This is a genomic window from Coprococcus eutactus (assembly GCF_025149915.1).
GTDB classification, from domain to species: Bacteria; Bacillota; Clostridia; order Lachnospirales; family Lachnospiraceae; genus Coprococcus; species Coprococcus eutactus.
This window is the reverse complement of sequence record NZ_CP102278.1, coordinates 2,832,655-2,849,439: the sequence shown is the minus strand read 5'-3', so window position 1 is coordinate 2,849,439 and position 16,785 is coordinate 2,832,655. Positions and strand designations below refer to the sequence as shown.

Genomic DNA, 16,785 nt, shown 5'->3' with positions numbered 1-16,785 from the left:
TATAAGGAAAGGACGATAGATGAGCAGAGTTGAACTGATTGCTCCATGCCATTTTGGACTGGAGTCTGTACTGAAAAGAGAGATACAGGATCTTGGATATGAGATAGTCCAGGTCGAGGACGGAAGAATAACATTTGCTGGTGATGAGGACGCAATAGCCAGGGCAAATGTATTTATAAGAACGGCAGAGAGGATAATGCTCAAATGTGGCAGCTTCAAAGCCACCACATTTGACGAGCTTTTTGAGGGGACAAAGGCGATCGCCTGGGAGAAGTATCTCACCAGAGATGCGAAGTTCTGGGTATCAAAGGCGACATCAAACAAGAGTGCGCTGTTCAGCCCTTCGGATATACAGTCCATAGTAAAGAAGGCTATGGTTGAGAGGATGAAGAAGACATACAGGGTATCTTGGTTCACAGAGGACGGAGCAAGCTATCCTGTGCGTGTGTTTATATTTAAGGATATAGTAACCATAGCACTTGACACCTCAGGGGTATCACTTCACAAGAGAGGCTACAGAAAGCTTGTTGGCAAGGCGCCTATATCGGAGACACTGGCTTCGGCGCTCATCATGCTCACGCCGTGGAACAAGGACCGTGTTCTGGTAGATCCTTTCTGTGGCAGTGGTACATTCCCTATAGAGGCTGCCATGATAGGAGCACATATTGCACCGGGAATGGACAGGGAATTCACTGCCCAAGAGTGGGGAAAAGTGTGTGACAAGAAGATCTGGTACAGCGCGGTCGACGAGGCAAATGATCTGATAGACCGGGATGTAAAGATGAATATTCAGGGATATGATCTTGACTCAGACATGGTAAAGTGTGCCATGGAAAATGCGAAGGCAGCAGGGGTTGATCAGCACATACATTTCCAGCAGAGGGATGTGAAGGACCTCAGAAATCCAAAGAAGTACGGTTTCATCATAACAAATCCGCCGTATGGAGAGAGACTTGAGGAGAAGGAGGCTCTTCCGGAGCTGTACAGAACTATAGGCGAGAGCTACAGGAATCTGGATGACTGGTCGATGTTCCTCATAACGTCATATGCGGACGCAGAGAAATATATTGGAAGAAAGGCGGACAGGAACCGCAAGATATACAACGGCATGATAAAGTCCTATTTCTATCAGTTTATGGGACCGAAGCCACCTAAAAGAAGGAGAGAAGACAGTTGAAAAAGCTGGTATATATAGTCCTTATATGCGCCATTGGAATACTGGCGTATTATGGAATGCAGAATCCCGTTGGAAGACTTGAAAAGAACGATGAAGAACAGCATGCGGCGCAGGTTCTGTCAGGCAAGCTTGCAGAAAACTACAATTTAGAGGGACTGAAACTCAAGATAAATGGCAGTGATGTTCCGGATGAGCAGTACCTTCCATATATAGGTTCTGACCTTCACGTCATGCTGCCGATCGATGCTGTGAAGGACAAGATGGGATGCACTGTCGATGAATATGCAAATGGCGGTATCATCATAAAGAGAAACGACCATACGGTCAGGATCGTGGCTGGTTCCGCAGATGCAAGCTTTGACGAAGAGAAGGTAACGCTGCAGACGCAGCCGGTGAAAAATAATGACAAGTTGTATGTGCCTATAGAGTATATAAGCGATGCCATAGATTACACCTGTGAGTACAACTATTCCACCGGTCAGATATCACTGCAGAAAAAGGGCGAGGATACAACACTTCCTGCAGCGTATGATATGAGAAAAGAGGGACGTGTCACAGAGGTCAGAGATCAGGGCGATTCTGGCACGTGCTGGGCATTTGCGTCTCTGGCAGCTCTTGAGACAACGCTCATGCCGGATGAGAATCTTCAGTTCTCTGTGGACAACATGACGAAGAACAACGGATTTGGCATAGAGCAGTTTGAGGGCGGACAGTACAGAATGAGTATAGCCTATCTGGCATCGTGGAAGGGGCCTGTGCTTGAAAAGGATGATCCATACGGCGATGACGAGACCAATTCAAAACTTAAGGCGGTGAAGCACCTCCAGGAAGCTGAGATAATAGAGGACAAGGATCTTGAGGCGGTCAAGGAAGCTGTGTATAAGAAGGGCGGAGTTGAGACCGCGATATACAGTGACATGGTGGACGCCGACAGCGATTCTGAATATTACAACAGAGACCACAGCTCATATTATTATGACGGCACGGAGGGAATCAACCACGATGTTGTCATAGTGGGCTGGGATGACAATTACAGCAGGAACAACTTCAACAAAACGCCGAAGAAGGATGGCGCATTTATCTGTAAGAACAGCTGGGGAACAGACTTTGGCGATGAGGGATATTTCTATATTTCCTATTATGATGCACATATATGCGAGACAAGCGTTGTGTACACGAAGCTGGAGCCGGCGGACAATTATGACAAGATTTATCAGGCGGACAAGCTTGGCTGGGTCGGCGTGTTAGGATTTGACAATGAAGAGGCATATTTTGCAAATGTGTACAAGGCGGGCAAGAATGAGGAACTCGCTGCGGTGTCGTTCTATGCAACAGGCGCCAAGACCACATATGAAGTCTATGTTGTGACGGATTTTCAGGACGAGGACAGTCTGGCTGATCGAAAGCTTGTGGCATCAGGCGAAGTCGAGTATGCAGGTTATTATACTGTGGATCTGGAGCAGGCGGAGAAACTTGCTGATGGAAAGAAATTCGCAGTTGTGGTTCATATAACTACGCCGGATACGAAATATCCGATAGCCATAGAGTATGATGCGGACTCGCTGACTGACAGTTTCGACATAAAAGACGGTGAGGGATATCTGAGTCTGTATGGCAAGCAGTGGTACAGCGCGGAGAAGGATAGGAAATGTAATGTGTGCCTGAAGGCATTTACGAGAACAGTGGAGTAGGAAAGGAGTCGTATATATGGATAAGCTTATATTTGCAACTGGCAATGAGGGCAAGATGAAGGAGGTCCGCATGATACTTGCGGATCTTGGCTATGAGATACAGTCCATGAAGGAGGCTGGGATCAATGTTGATATAGTCGAGGATGGAAAGACATTTGAGGAGAATGCCCTTATCAAGGCAAGGGCGATCAGCAAGGAGACTGGATGTCTGGTGCTTGCCGATGATTCAGGCCTGGAGGTCGACTACATGGACAAGGCGCCTGGTATATACAGCGCGAGATTCCTCGGCGAGGACACATCATACAGGATAAAGAACCAGTACATAATAGACAAGCTGGCAGGTGTTCCGGATTCTGAGAGAACCGCAAGATTTGTGTGTGCAATAGCAGCGGTATTTCCAGATGGAAGTGAGTATACGACACGCGGAACCATTGAGGGAATAATCGGATATGAGGAGCGTGGCGAGAATGGATTTGGATATGATCCGATATTCTTCCTGCCTGAAAAGGGCAAGACCACGGCGGAGCTTGACCCGGAGGAGAAGAACGAGATAAGCCACCGCGGAAATGCACTCAGACTGATGAAGGACGTCATCAGAAAGCATAGAGAGAATAATTGATGGCAGATGATTGCGAATCACTGTGTTTGTTAGATTTTAAACAAGGGGGGCAGAGATGAAAGTCCTGATAATAAGTGATACCCATGGCAAAAGCAGCTGCATAGAGCAGATATACGATATAGTTGGAGATGTGGATATGCTGATACATCTGGGAGATGTTGAAGGCGATGAAGAACTCATATATGATCTGTTTAATTGCGAGATCCACATGGTGAGGGGAAACTGCGACTACAATGCAGAACTCCCGATATATGATGAGTTCAATATTGGAGACAAGAGAGCATTTATAACCCATGGACACAGGTATGGAGTGAACAGCGGAACAGCATACCTGGAGGAACTCATAGATCTGGAGGGATATGACTTCGTGATGTATGGACATACCCATAGGCGGGATCTGACGACTTATAAGAATTCATATATCGTGAATCCGGGAAGTCTGGCACTGCCGAGGGATAACAGAGTAGGAACATACATGCTGCTGGATTTTGACCAGCACGGAACGCCTTTCTTTGCGGAGAATGAGCTGCCAAGGCTGGAGTCGAATGTGTCAAGTTTTCGAAGAAAATTTGACATGTAGCATCAGCCCTGCCGAAGGCAGCTTTAAATGGCTGATGTTCCATACCGGAGGAGAAGAAGAGAAAGAGTTTCTGGGAGAACATTTGGGAGTAGGGCATATTTGAGAGATTAAAATGGCAGGTAAAATGATATGAAGAAACATGATATAGTTGAAGGTGTGATAGATACATATGAGTTCCCGAACAAAGGAAGTTTTCATATGGACGACAGGAAGGTGACCGTCAAGGGTGCGATAAAGGGGCAAAAGGTTTCGTGCCGCATCACAAAGCTAAAGAAGGGCAAGGCAGACGGAAGGCTCCTTGAGGTTCTGGAGAAATCGGAGCTTGAGGATTCATCACCGGTTTGTTCTCATTTTGGTGTGTGCGGTGGATGTAGTTACCAGACACTCAGCTATGATAATCAGCTGAAGGTGAAAGAGGAACTGGTGAAGGGACTTCTGGATGGCGTTATCGATGGTGAGACGCATCCTTATGAGTGGCAGGGGATACTTGCGTCACCGGTAACTCAGGGCTACAGAAATAAGATGGAATTCTCATTTGGCGACGAGTACAAGGATGGCCCGCTGGCGCTTGGACTACACAAGAAGAACAGCACATACGACATAGTCCAGATGGACGACTGTTATATAGTAAATGACGATCTGAACAAGATCGTGAAATATACAGTGGAATTCTGCAGGGCAGCAGGACTTCCTTATTATAAAAAGATGCAGCACACAGGATTGCTCCGACATTTGGTGATCAGACGCTCTGCCACAAATGGTGATCTGCTTGTAAATCTCGTGACATCGACACAGAATCTTGATGCCCTTGACCTCGATGCATTTGTGAGAGGACTTCTTGATCTGCCTCTTGAGGGAAAGATCGCGGGAATCCTCCACACAGAAAATGACTCCATGGCAGATGCGGTCATAAGTGACAGGACAAATCTGCTCTACGGAACAGAGTATATATATGAGACGGTCCTTGGGCTTCAGTTCAAGATATCGCCGTTCTCATTCTTCCAGACAAATACCAAGAGTGCGGAGAGACTCTACGACAAGGCGCGTTCCTATGTGGGTGACACAAAGGATGCAGTCATATTCGATCTCTACAGTGGAACCGGAACCATAGCCCAGCTTCTTGCACCTGTTGCAAAGAAGGTGATAGGAGTGGAGATCGTGGAGGAGGCCGTTGCGGCAGCTCGTGTAAATGCTAAACTCAATGGTCTTGATAATTGCGAGTTCATCGCAGGGGATGTCCTTAAGGTCATAGATGAGATCGAAGAAAAGCCGGACTTCATAGTCCTTGATCCACCAAGGGATGGAATCAATCCGAAGGCTCTTACGAAGATCATCAACTATGGAGTGAATGAACTTGTGTACATTAGCTGCAAACCGACTTCGCTTGCAAGGGATTTGGTGACACTTCAGGAGAATGGATATTATGTGACTAAGGCCTGCGCTGTCGATCAGTTTCCGGGGACTGTTCATGTGGAGACAATCGTGAAAATGCAGAGGATATAGTGTTTCAATGATAACTTATTGACTTTTATATTGACGTCGCATAAACTGTGTTTATACGTCTAAGGGAGAAAGACTAAATAAGTACATAGGGGGAATTTTATTATGGCGTACGGGGACAGTTCAGGTTTTATCATCATATCTTTATCAATCATACTTATAATTTTCAGTTGTATATGCTGGTATAAGATCTTTGAAAAAATGGGAATAGAAGGCTGGAAGGCATTTATTCCCGTGTACGATGTTTACTTAATGTGTGAATATTTGATCGGGGCACACAAAGGATGGATGTGTATTCTTACATTTATTCCGATAGTTGGAACTATATTTACTTTGTATTTATACTTCAAACTGTGCCAGAGCTTTGGCTATGGTTTGATGTTCCTGATAGGTTTCCTGGTGTTAAACCCGATTTTTATAGGTGTTTTAGGTCTTGGAGATTGTTATTATTCTGATATGACAAGTTAATAAAATAATGAATATAGTATAACGTCAAAAATCCGGCAGGTGAACAAGTAGTTTACCTGCCGGATTTTTTGTACACATAGTATATGTTACTTAATTTTATAAATATTATTAAAAAAATGATACAACATGACAAAATCAAAATGACTAAAGAGAATCAGATGTTTATAATACGGACAAAATGATAATGACATGGGCGGAGGATGTAGTAATGGAAGCATGTCCTGTTTTAATTCCCCAAAGGCCTCCACTGCCTGTTTGATGCAGAATTCCAGAAGGGTGTTGATTCCATCAAGGCACGAACGGTATATTCTGCAGATGAAGTCGATGCGGCACTTGCAAAGTAAATTCAAATAAATAGAAGGAAGGAATCTTTTCGTAGCTCATTTGACACTATCGGTATGGTTTAACATTGTGGGTATGCTTTTTATAATATTTCCCTCTCAACAGTATATACTATCTTTAATAGGAAACAATTTTATCGTATTTTTGTCTTGCATATAAGACAAAAATGTTATACGATTGTTCTAGATAAGGGAGGACTGTGCCATGAATAGAGACACCTTAAAACAGATAATGATAGATCAGAAAGAGACCTATCTTAACAATACCATTATAACCAGACAATACCTTTTGGAAGAAAATGTTAATTATTGCTTTGTTGGGATCAGAAGAACTGGTAAATCATATTTGATGTACCAACAGATAAAACAACTTGAATCAAAAGGTGTCCCCCTTTCACAGATAGTATACGTAAATTTTGAAGATGAGCGTCTTTTAGAAATTAAGGTTACAGATCTAAATACTATCTTAGAAATAGGTCTTGAAATGTCTGGCTCAGCTAACAAGCCGTATTTGTTTCTTGATGAAATCCCAAACATAAACGGTTGGGAAAAATTTGTGCGTCGGATAGCTGATATGAAATACCGAATCAACATCACAGGAAGCAACTGCAAAATGCTCAGCAGCGAAATTGCTTCTACTCTCGGCGGAAGATTTATCATCATGAATGTTTATCCATATTCATTTACAGAATATCTTACCGCCAATCACAGAGAAAAAAACTATCTTGATGTGATCAGCACCCAGGATAGAGCCGATGTATTAAGTCTGTACAACGAATATGTCACCTTTGGTGCTTTTCCCGAATTGGTTGATATAAAGAACAAACGCGCATTTCTTAGTAGCATTTATCAAACTATCTATCTTGGGGATATAATAACGAGAAATAAGATATCCAATGATTTTGCCATAAAACTGATACTCAAAAAAATAGCCGAATCAGTTACCAAACCTCTGTCTTTCAGCAGATTGACAAACATATTAAAGAGCACCGGCATGGCCATAGGAAAGCAGACAGTCATAAACTACGTTGGCTACATGACCGACTCTTATCTTCTCTTTACCCTGCAAAATTATGCAGCCAAGCTTGTTGATAAAGAGACATCGCCAAAATACTATTTTATGGACACAGGTCTTCTTGGTCTTATGCTGCTGGATTCAAAATCGGCCCAATTGGAGAACCTTGTTGCGATTGAACTTATCAGACGCTATGGCGTAGAAAATGTTTTTTTCTTTGAAAACAATGTAGAAATAGACTTCTATATACCTTCTGAACGCCTTGCCATACAGGTAAGCCTGCAAGTTTTAGATGATATAGACACAAAAGAACGCGAAACCCGTGCATTTGCCAAATTAAACAATTTTATTCCTGATTCCAAATGCATCCTTATCACCAACAGTGAAGAGACAAATCTTGAATATGATGGTATAGATATAGAGGTCATACCAATCTGGAAATGGCTTCTTATGGCGGATCTGTAACACCTGACACCTTTTACTGTGCCATGAATGCAAGAAATATTCTACAAGAATTATCACAAAATTTATTAAATTGAGGTATGTAGACATGAGAGGAGCTATTCAAAATTATTTTGAAAAAACGAAGCAATATCCTAATTATTATTCAAATGAAGATTTTAGTACTATTTGTGATGATATTAAAAAAGAAATTGATGAGGGTGCATTTCTTGTTAAGAGGAAAGATGAAACAGATCTGTCTGTGTTTGAAGAAAAATATGGATATTAATCTGTTTTGGCATCCTTGTATTAGAGGATATTGTAATACTAAAGAATCTATTGTATTATTTTCCGTTTTGAAAAAGGAAGGAGATTCTAGTGATGAGATATTATTCTATGAAAATAGTTTGATTTCAATGGCTAAAGATTGGGAAGAGATAGGCGATATTAAAAAATTTATTCCTATAGGATGGCTTGGTTATTCTGGCGGATACGTCCTCTATGAAGTGAGTAGTCATAACATTTTTTTGGAAAATATGGATGTAGATGGAGAAGTGGAAGATAAGCCAATTGCCAATTCTCTAAAAGAACTTATTAACAATATGAATGTCAATCCGAATATTCGGGAAAAGGAGAAAAACAAATGCTGCTTATAGGATCCAGGATTCAGGAGTACCGGAAGAAAGCCGGGCTGAATCAGGAGGAATTTGCGGAAAAGATGGGAGTCAGCAGACAGGCTGTGTCCAAGTGGGAGAGGGATAAGGCGTATCCTGATCTGGACAGGCTTGTGTGTATATGTGAGATTCTGGATGTACAGGTTGGAGAACTTGTATATGGAAAGGGTGAGGAGTCGGAGACGCCGGAAGAGGTGTCCAGGGATGGGACTTCAGCGAATAATGCTGTCCATCTGAAGAATCTCAGGGGAAAAGGCAGGCTTGCCAGATTGAAAATATTATTTTGCGTGATGGCGGCCATATGCGTTTTCTGTGTAATTGTGGTGGCGGTGCTGTTTGTGAGGAACGAGTGGACCAGCCATTCAGATAAGAACGGAAATGTGCGCGTGGAGAAGGTGTATCAGCAGTATACAAAAGCTGATCTGGCATATTTTGATGACAATGGCCGAAAGATCATGGATACTGTGTGGCTTGATGTACCGGGGGTACGGGATGGAGATTACATACAGTTGTACACAGGGGCGGACGGTGATGGTCTGTTTCTGAATTACAAGACATCAACCATAATTGCCGCAGCATTTGTCGTGCTGGTGTTTATTATTCTTCTGATCCTCATTGGGCTTGAGATAAGAAGGATGAAGAAAGAAGATACACTTCAGATCATACTTGAGGATAAGACAGCCGATGAAAAAATGTAAAAAAATTGTCTGCGCGATCGTAATAGCATGCATACTGGGGGGAGCTGCATTTGTCGCTCTTGAGTTTATGGGCGTTATTGATCTGAACAGTGCGCAGAAGACGGAAGAAAAAAGTGAAACTGAACAGGATGGAAATAAAATAGTTGACGATAAGACAGAGCCATGGCATATAGTGTTCAAGGGATATGCCTTCTCTGTGAAGCCGGTAGGACTGGCGATCATACATGACAGTGGCTGCCTTAACATAAGAAGCTGTGATGATTATCTGATACAGATCGATGTGGAGGATAAGACGATTGCGGACTTCTGGGACAACAGAGAGCAGCGCAAGAAAAATATTGAGGACGCAGGTTATGTGATGGAGCTGGAGCCTGAGAAGTTCGAGATACAGGGGAAGGAATATATCAGATACATAGCAAGTCTTGCAAATGAACGAGGTGCGAAGTTCGATAGATCATATTTCTATCAGCTTATATGTGATGCCGGGGAAGGTCAGCGTTTCTTTACTTCGATAAGATTTGATGAGATAGATATAGATGCGCTGAGCGGGGCGGAGAGAGCCGAGGTATATGAGAAGGCTTCCGATGAAGCTGTGGCCATTGTTGTGGGGGCCGTTCCCACAGATGAGACAAATGATATGACAGGCGCATACTGGCAGGAGGACGATGCTATGGAGACGGGAGTAGTGGACAGTGTCGTGAATGGAGATACTACCGTGTCATATGAAATCCCTGAAAATTACAGCCTTCAGAATGAGGGTTTGTCAGGTAAGACATACTATTCAGACAGTGATAAGATCACGGTCGTGACATCGATCGTACCGTATAGCTGGATGACAGCATCTGATATGGCAGATAGAAAGACAAGGGCCGGAATATCAAAGGTGACAGAGGAAGGTCAGTGTGAGGTAAATGGTGTGACATTTTATTACTACACATATTCAACCTTATATATAAAGGACGGCAAGAAAAATATCACATACTATTTTAATGCATATGCTGATCTGAAGGATGGGAACATATATACAGTCAGCGGATTTGCCGATGATAATCCGGATGCCATGGACAGAGGCACTTATTATAGTTTCATGAACATTACGGAGAAATAAACACTATAGATTACAAAAAAGTGACGAAAACACCTATGATTTCGGTTTGCTACCCATAGTTGCCCCGTTGCAACCGATTACGGCTTGATAAAATATAGTGACATTCTTAATAATAAAGCCACTAGGTTTTAAGGAGGATTATTATATGAGGAACAAGAAAATGCTGATCGCAGGACTTATCACGGTGGTGATGGGAATTTCTATAGTGGGATGTGGAAATGATGGTAAATCCACCAGAGAGACGGAGTCAACAGAGCAGGTAACCGAAATGGAAATGGCAACGGAGAAGGAATCTGAGGCTGAGGATATAGGTGATACTGAATCTGATGGTTCATATGCAGATGAAACCGATTACAGTGATGACAGTGAGGAATCCACAGAATTTACGATGCCTGTATATGAGGATTTCACATTGGCATCGGGACTCAGCGAGAATTACGCAGATCTTGACAATAGGTCATTTGTATATAATGGAAAGAAATTCACTTTAGGTGAGTCCACCTTGAAGGATCTTATAGACGGCGGTATACCATTTGAGCAGAATTCACTCAATAACAGTGGCAACAATGTAAATAAAAATTACGAAACTGACAGATACACAGCAGACATAAATGACTACGTAACGATGCAGTTTATGTTTGGCAACTTTACTGACAGTGAGCAGAAGGCGGAGGATTGCGTTCTCTCATATGTAAGGTATTCACACCTTTTTGTGCCAAACCCGGATTATGATGCCAGCATGAATGCAGAGATCAGTGAGATGATGCTTGACGGTGCAAAGCAGGTGAACTTCTCATTCCCTACAACTATCACCAAGGATCAGTTGCTTGAAAAGTGCAGCGAGAATGCAGAAGTAGATGGCAAGATAGTCAAGTACAGTGTAGATTCTGAGGTTTATATGGGAAGCAGCGGCTATACATTTGAATTTGACGATACAACAGGACAGCTCAAAGAGGTCAGAATAAGCTGGCTTCCGTAACTAAAAAGTAATCAGAATAAGGGCCAGAAGAAAAGCCGGATATCTCTATAAAATAGGGATACCCGGCTTTTGTGAGTTGTTTTTATTTACATGTCGTCGTGTCCGTCATCGAATTCGCTATCTTCATGGTCAATGAATTCGCGGCTTGTGACTTTCTTGCGATTTCTTTCATTTTCAACCATCTCGGATAAAAGCTCTTTAACATCCTTGGACTTCTTGATGTTCTTAATCTCAAAATCTCCGAGCGTCTTGTCTGCTGAACAGCACTTGATGGTTCCGAGACCGAAGATTCTCTGACCGAGTGTACGCTTAAGTGAGATATCCATGATCCTGTAGAGGCGGACTTCATCCTCCTTGGTGCTTAAGAATCCGGTGCTTATAAATAGTCTGTCATCGGACAGGCTGTATTTGGTGAATGACCAAGGCAGTCCGAATAAAGTCCGTTTTCTGTCTTTCCATACGATATTTGGCATACGTAACCCTCCCTGATATTTTTTTTGATGTTATCACGGCTTGGCGCATTTGTAAACCAAATGTGTGTTGTGCACGGCAGAGTTTATAGGGTGGTAAGCAGTATGCAGTTAACAGAAAAGCATTCAACTGGATTGTTGTAGAGCAGTTTTCTCGATGGACACAGCCAGAGTATATACTGGAGGCAACTAATCCTTTTGTTGTGTGTGGGCGCTTGCAGGTGATATAATTGGCACAAGTGAACGTTTGATATAATACAAATTATAAGATCATGAGGACATAGAATGGATAAGACACAACGTATACATGCGCAGGCAGATTCTGATATGAGTGCACATGGCAGCTCAAAAGATAAAAAGGCAGAGAACACAAAAGAAAATAAAAAAACACAAAAAAAACATTCGTTCCATTCGAATATAAAGGTGCGGACTTTTTTGGTAGCTGTACTGACGTTTATAGTGGTTAACGCTGTAGTACATCTTCAGCTCCTGAACACGGAGAATCAGGAGAAACTCAAGGCGACTTATACAGCAGAGTCTACCATAAGGCGTCTAGGTTCGCAGATAGACAAGTATCTGTCCAAGACTGATATGTTAAAGAGTATGATAGAGTCGGGATATGATATAAAAGAAGAAGAATTTAACAGACTGGGCGGTTTTCTGTTGGATGATGATGATGTCATTGGTGCAGTGGAACTGGCAAAGGATGGGGTTGTGAATATGGTGTACCCGATGGCAGGAAATGAGGCTGCGATTGGACTTGATATGCTGAACAATCCTAGAAGAAGCAGGGAAGCAAGGCTGGCCAGGGAAAGCGGCAATTATACCATTGCGGGGCCGTTCGAACTTGCGCAGGGCGGCGTGGGAGCGCTGCTGTTTGATCCGATATATGTGACAGGTGATCAGAAGGACAAGGAATTCTGGGGATTTGCCATTCTTATTGTGAATTGGGACAGATTTATAGATGAGACAGAGATATCGAAGCTGGAGGATGCCGGCTATCACTATCAGGTGTGGAGGAAGCTGGACGAAGAGGGGCAGAGGACGATGATAGCCAGCTGCCAGGATGAATCGCTGAAGAATGACATCGAGGTAGACTGTGATGTTCCAAATGATACATGGTATTTTGATATTGTTCCGGTAAAAGGCTGGGTATCCGGGAACCAGCTGCTGCTCGGAAATGTACTTTGCTTAGTCGTTGCATTGCTCATAGGGTTGGTGTACTGGCAGTTCGCCATAAGACACAGGAAAGAACAGTCATATATGGCAGAAATAGAGAAGACAGCGGAGAATGCCAGACTTGCAAATGAAGCAAAAACCAGGTTTCTGTTCAATATGAGTCACGATATAAGAACCCCGATGAATGCCATCATAGGATTTGCACAGCTGCTCAAGGATCATGCGGATGATAAGGATAAGGTGAATGAATATACATCCAAGATAAGTGCATCGGGATCTGTTCTGTTGTCGATCATCAATCAGGTGTTGGAGATGGCAAGGATAGAGAGCGGAGAAGCGGAACTGAATGAAGAAGTGGGAAATCTGCGGGAACTCACAGAGTCTATCAAGGCGGTATTTGAACCGGAGATCAGCAGGAAAAAGCTGTCCTGCGATTATCTTGTCAAGGTTACTGAAGAGTTTGTAAGTTATGATGAGACGAAGGTTCGTGAGATTTTACTCAATATAATTGGAAACTCGGTGAAGTACACTCCGGATGGAGGCAACATATCGGTGAGGGTTGAACAAATATCTAAGGGAGATCAGGGCAGTGCATCGTACAGATTTACGGTAGCGGACACGGGAATCGGCATGAGCGAAGAGTATCTGCCTCACATATTTGAAGAGTTTACCAGAGAGAGAACAAGCACAGAGACGAGAGTGGAGGGTACAGGACTTGGACTTCCAATCGTGAAGTCGCTTGTAGATATGATGGGAGGCAGCATAGATGTGCAGAGTAAAGTGGGAGTTGGAACTACCACAACAATCGTGCTGACGTTTGCGGTGGCAACCAACACCGAAGTGCTCACGAGCATGGATCAGAGCTGGGAGAACATAGCGGACAGGCTTTGCGGCATGAGGATTCTGATGGCGGAGGACAATGATCTCAACGCCGAACTTGCGGTTACACTACTTGGAGAAAGGGGGATTCTGGTTGATCGTGCGGTTGATGGAGTCCAGTGTATTGAGATGCTTAGAAGCAGACCTTCCGATTATTATATTGCAGTGCTTATGGATATACAGATGCCAAACATGGATGGATATCAGGCGACAGAGATAATCAGGGGCCTGGGAGATGCCCGGGCGAAGATCCCAGTCATTGCCATGACTGCAAATGCATTTGACGAGGACAAGAAGAAGGCATTTTCTGCAGGGATGAATGGACACGTCGTAAAGCCTGTGGATTTGGAACGCATATTCACTGTACTCGGAGATGTATTGGAAGTTGGCAAAGAAATTAAAAATTAAACTACAGGTTTACTTTTAACTAGTAGTTTATATGTGTTATATTAGATGAAGATTCCTTTTAAAACTCAATAAAGGTGTCATGAAAGATTTCGACGGCATTCTGACCGAAGAAATATTTATATTAGCAAAACATATTTACATATCATACCCTGCTATAGGCATATTAGGTTGGAAAAATTGGTGGAACCTAGTTTATAGCACATTTAAATTTCATATTTAACAGGGAGGTATAATTATGGCACAGATGGAATTTCCAGTTATTGATCTTCAGGCTACAGGCAGGAGGATCAAGGAAGTGAGAGAGAAGAAAGGGATCACAGTAAAGACATTGCAGATGTTCTTGGGATTCAACGAACCCGTGTCGATCTACAAATGGCAGCGAGGCGAATGCCTGCCGACATTCGACAACATGTACGCAATGGCCTGCCTCTTCGGGGTAGGAATTGACGACCTTCTGGTGGGAAACCGCCAGGAGGTTGTTTTTTTGCACTTTCGTCTCCGGGGACGGAGGGGACAGGTACCACCGTCCCCATTAAATATTTGATTAATGGTGGTAGTGTGTTACAATTATATTTATGTGTAAGTATAGATTTGAGCTGATCTGGGACCGGAATAATGTACGTGAAATGGGGGAATTCGGTATGAAGAATGTAAGCAAGAGGCAGTATATACTGACGCTGATAGTGAGTTTTGTTGCGATTGTGGTACTGTCGTTATGTACGATCATGACATTTTATAGGAAGTCAGTGAATGATACTCTGGCTTTGGCGGCAGAGACTGTTAAGCAGGAGCAGGAATATATGAATTCGTATCTGAATCGAGCCGTGGATGCGGTGGAAGTTACGAAGATCACTGTGGAGCATATGATGAGAGAAGGCCAGTCGGGGCAGGATATACTGAACTTTCTCACGAATGAATCGGATTATTATCTCCAGGATATAGATGCGGCGTTCACAGGTGTATATGGCTTTATAAACGGCGAATACCTTGATGGCACAGACTGGGTTCCCAACGATGATTATGTTCCTCGGGAGCGGGCATGGTACAAAGCAGCAGTGGCGGCAGACGGCCAGCCAACCCTGGGCCAGCCGTACATCGATGCGCAGACAGGTGATATTCTGATGTCAGTCAGCCAGTTACTCTATGATGGTGTGAGCGTAATATCTCTGGATGTAACTCTGGATCAAATACAGGCTGAGACGGAAAAAATCAAATTAAATGGTCAGGGATATGCATTCGTCTGCGACAAGTCAGGCTTGGTGATAACCCATTCAGACAAGAAAGATGTAGGACAGGACTATACTCAGGGTGAAATGTCTGTACTCATGAAGGGCATAACGGACAATGACGGCGAACCATTTCAAGCGGTTGTTGATGACAAGAAGGTGACGGTTTTCAGCTGTTCCATAGTTGATGAATGGTATGTGGTCATGGTCATCACAAATGAGAAGCTGTACCACGGAATAAGAAACCTGATAGGCTACGATATAGGCGTTGGAATAGTTTTATATATAATTATAGTGTTCTTCTGTACCAGATCCAAGAATAGTACGGATGCAATCATGAGCAAGCTCGATGAGACAAATAACGAACTCACAGACCTGAATAATATGGTCATGCAGGCATTTGCCAAGACGATAGATGCAAAGGACAAATACACAAAAGGCCACTCCGTGCGTGTTGCCAGATACAGTCGTGAGCTGGTGAAGCGGATGGGCGGAACAATCAGGGAGCAGGACGAGATATATCAGATAGCACTGCTTCATGATATGGGCAAGATACGTATTCCTGACAACATAATCAACAAGCCGGGAAGACTTACGGATGAAGAATTCTCCATGATAAAGCTACACTGTGTAAATGGATACCATATTCTCAAGAATATAAATGCATTTCCGGAACTGGCGGTGGGCGCAAAGTATCACCACGAGAGGTACGATGGAACAGGATATCCAAGTGGGCTGAAGGGAGAAAATATACCAAGGTGTGCAAGGATCATAGCGGTGGCGGACAGCTATGATGCCATGACATCCAACCGAAGCTACAGATACGCCCTGCCACAGAAGATAGTGCGCGATGAGATGGAGAAGGGCAAGGGCAGTCAGTTTGATCCGGACATTGCAGAAGTCATGCTCAGTATGATTGATGAGGATGAAGACTACCACATGAGACAGGTCGAGAAGATGGTCAGCAATATCCTCGTTGTAGATGACGAGAAGATAAATATCAGACTTATAGAGAATATCTGCAAAAACGAGCCTCTCTACAAGGTCATTGCGGCTGAGAGCGGAAAGCAGGCCATAGACATAGTGGGAAATCAGCAGATAGACCTGGTATTGCTCGATATCGAGATGCCAGACATGGATGGATTCCAGACGCTGGAAGAGATACGAAAGATCACAGACGTACCGGTCATATTCGTAACAGCTTATAAGGATTATAAGCTGATAGAGAGAGCGAGACAGATGGGGGTTGAGGATTATATTACGAAGCCGTTCCTTCCAATAGTTTTCCTCGAGACCTTGTACGGAGTTATCGGTTAAATACAGATGGGGGGA

16 protein-coding genes are annotated in these 16,785 nt (G+C 43.4%); 15 read left to right on the top strand and 1 reads right to left on the bottom strand.

Annotated elements, in window-relative coordinates; translation table 11 throughout:
• Positions 1-19 precede the first annotated feature (19 nt).
• The 12 genes from NQ536_RS12680 to NQ536_RS12625 all read left to right on the top strand — a co-directional run bounded on the left by NQ536_RS12680 (position 20) and on the right by NQ536_RS12625 (position 11,291).
• Positions 20-1,177, top strand: a complete 1,158-nt coding sequence (locus NQ536_RS12680) for a THUMP domain-containing class I SAM-dependent RNA methyltransferase (RefSeq protein WP_004850735.1) — start codon at positions 20-22, stop codon at positions 1,175-1,177.
• Positions 1,174-2,868, top strand: coding sequence for a lectin like domain-containing protein (locus tag NQ536_RS12675; RefSeq protein ID WP_004850733.1), 1,695 nt, complete (start codon positions 1,174-1,176; stop codon positions 2,866-2,868). Before NQ536_RS12680 ends, NQ536_RS12675 begins: the two co-directional genes overlap by 4 nt.
• A 16-nt stretch (positions 2,869-2,884) precedes the next feature.
• Positions 2,885-3,487 carry an XTP/dITP diphosphatase gene (locus NQ536_RS12670; RefSeq protein ID WP_004850731.1) on the top strand — a complete coding sequence of 201 codons (603 nt, stop codon included), beginning with the start codon at positions 2,885-2,887 and terminating at the stop codon, positions 3,485-3,487.
• A gap of 55 nt (positions 3,488-3,542) precedes the next feature.
• Positions 3,543-4,067, top strand: a complete 525-nt coding sequence (locus tag NQ536_RS12665) for a metallophosphoesterase family protein (protein ID WP_004850729.1) — start codon at positions 3,543-3,545, stop codon at positions 4,065-4,067.
• Between the two features lie 129 nt (positions 4,068-4,196).
• Positions 4,197-5,570 (top strand): 23S rRNA (uracil(1939)-C(5))-methyltransferase RlmD, encoded by a 1,374-nt coding sequence (gene rlmD, locus NQ536_RS12660; protein WP_004850727.1) that lies wholly within the window; start codon positions 4,197-4,199, stop codon positions 5,568-5,570.
• Between the two features lie 198 nt (positions 5,571-5,768).
• Complete coding sequence (locus NQ536_RS12655) at positions 5,769-6,035, top strand: DUF5684 domain-containing protein (RefSeq protein ID WP_155803817.1); 267 nt, start codon at positions 5,769-5,771, stop codon at positions 6,033-6,035.
• 546 nt (positions 6,036-6,581) lie between these two features.
• Positions 6,582-7,856: an ATP-binding protein gene (locus tag NQ536_RS12650; RefSeq protein ID WP_004850718.1), complete on the top strand. Its 1,275-nt coding sequence runs from the start codon at positions 6,582-6,584 to the stop codon at positions 7,854-7,856.
• Positions 7,857-7,941: 85 nt separating this feature from the next.
• Positions 7,942-8,121, top strand: a complete 180-nt coding sequence (locus NQ536_RS12645; protein ID WP_004850717.1) for a hypothetical protein — start codon at positions 7,942-7,944, stop codon at positions 8,119-8,121.
• On the top strand, positions 8,099-8,488 hold the full coding sequence (locus tag NQ536_RS12640) for a hypothetical protein (RefSeq protein ID WP_259805365.1): 390 nt from the start codon (positions 8,099-8,101) through the stop codon (positions 8,486-8,488). Before NQ536_RS12645 ends, NQ536_RS12640 begins: the two co-directional genes overlap by 23 nt.
• Positions 8,476-9,204, top strand: a complete 729-nt coding sequence (locus NQ536_RS12635; protein WP_004850714.1) for an XRE family transcriptional regulator — start codon at positions 8,476-8,478, stop codon at positions 9,202-9,204. Before NQ536_RS12640 ends, NQ536_RS12635 begins: the two co-directional genes overlap by 13 nt.
• Complete coding sequence (locus tag NQ536_RS12630) at positions 9,191-10,312, top strand: hypothetical protein (RefSeq protein WP_004850712.1); 1,122 nt, start codon at positions 9,191-9,193, stop codon at positions 10,310-10,312. Before NQ536_RS12635 ends, NQ536_RS12630 begins: the two co-directional genes overlap by 14 nt.
• Positions 10,313-10,457: 145 nt before the next feature.
• Positions 10,458-11,291 (top strand): hypothetical protein, encoded by an 834-nt coding sequence (locus NQ536_RS12625; RefSeq protein ID WP_022058562.1) that lies wholly within the window; start codon positions 10,458-10,460, stop codon positions 11,289-11,291.
• Positions 11,292-11,377: 86 nt separating this feature from the next.
• Here the strand turns inward: NQ536_RS12625 and NQ536_RS12620 are convergent, their stop codons facing one another.
• Positions 11,378-11,764 (bottom strand): PH domain-containing protein, encoded by a 387-nt coding sequence (locus tag NQ536_RS12620; RefSeq protein WP_004850708.1) that lies wholly within the window; start codon positions 11,762-11,764, stop codon positions 11,378-11,380.
• A 282-nt stretch (positions 11,765-12,046) separates the two neighbouring features.
• Between NQ536_RS12620 and NQ536_RS12615 the strand changes: the two genes are divergently transcribed.
• The 3 genes from NQ536_RS12615 to NQ536_RS12605 all read left to right on the top strand — a co-directional run bounded on the left by NQ536_RS12615 (position 12,047) and on the right by NQ536_RS12605 (position 16,770).
• The gene (locus tag NQ536_RS12615; protein WP_004850705.1) at positions 12,047-14,227 is read left to right on the top strand and encodes a sensor histidine kinase; all 2,181 of its coding nucleotides are present in this window, start codon (positions 12,047-12,049) and stop codon (positions 14,225-14,227) included.
• 235 nt (positions 14,228-14,462) lie between these two features.
• On the top strand, positions 14,463-14,771 hold the full coding sequence (locus NQ536_RS12610; RefSeq protein WP_004850703.1) for a helix-turn-helix domain-containing protein: 309 nt from the start codon (positions 14,463-14,465) through the stop codon (positions 14,769-14,771).
• Between the two features lie 97 nt (positions 14,772-14,868).
• Entirely contained in the window at positions 14,869-16,770 is a 1,902-nt protein-coding gene (locus tag NQ536_RS12605; protein WP_022058232.1) for an HD domain-containing phosphohydrolase, read from the top strand.
• Positions 16,771-16,785 lie beyond the last annotated feature (15 nt).